This is a genomic window from Ralstonia sp. ASV6, from assembly GCF_016429285.1.
Lineage (GTDB): Bacteria > Pseudomonadota > Gammaproteobacteria > Burkholderiales > Burkholderiaceae > Ralstonia > Ralstonia flaminis.
The window spans coordinates 1-541 of record NZ_JAELUI010000343.1 but is presented as its reverse complement, the minus strand read 5'-3'; the positions used below and the strand labels follow the sequence as shown (position 1 = coordinate 541).

At 64.1% G+C, this 541-nt stretch carries 1 protein-coding gene; it reads left to right on the top strand.

The window, feature by feature from the left end; all coding sequences use genetic code 11:
• A partial coding sequence (locus tag JHD73_RS27995; RefSeq protein ID WP_199033366.1) for a carboxypeptidase family protein occupies window positions 1-541 on the top strand: 541 nt, incomplete at both ends.

The following is a 541-nucleotide window of genomic DNA, read 5'->3' as shown; positions in this document are numbered from 1 at the left end:
GAGCACGACAGCATCTGGTTTGCCTACTTCGAGCCGTACTCGGACGAGCGCCACCTGTCGCTGGTGGCCGCCGCGCAGACCCGGCCCGGTGTGCGTACCCAACGTCTTGGCAGCACGGTACAGGGTCGCGACATGACGAGCATCACCGTCGGAGAACCTGGCCCAGGCAAGAAGAACGTGTGGATCATTGCCCGCCAGCATCCAGGCGAAACGATGGCCGAGTGGTTTGTCGAAGGCTTGCTCGCGCGCCTGACGCGTCAAGGTGTCTGGAGCGGTGATCCGATTGGCCGCGTGCTCGCCGAACGTGCTGTCTTCCACATCGTGCCGAACATGAACCCGGATGGCGCCTCGCTCGGCAACCTGCGCACCAACGCCGCCGGCGCCAACCTGAACCGCGAGTGGATGGAGCCCGATGCCCAGCGCAGTCCCGAAGTGCTGTGCGTGCGTCAGGCCATCGAGCAGACGGGCGTTGACCTGTTCTTCGACATTCACGGTGATGAAGCATTGCCCTACGTATTCGTGGCGGGCAGCGAGATGCTGC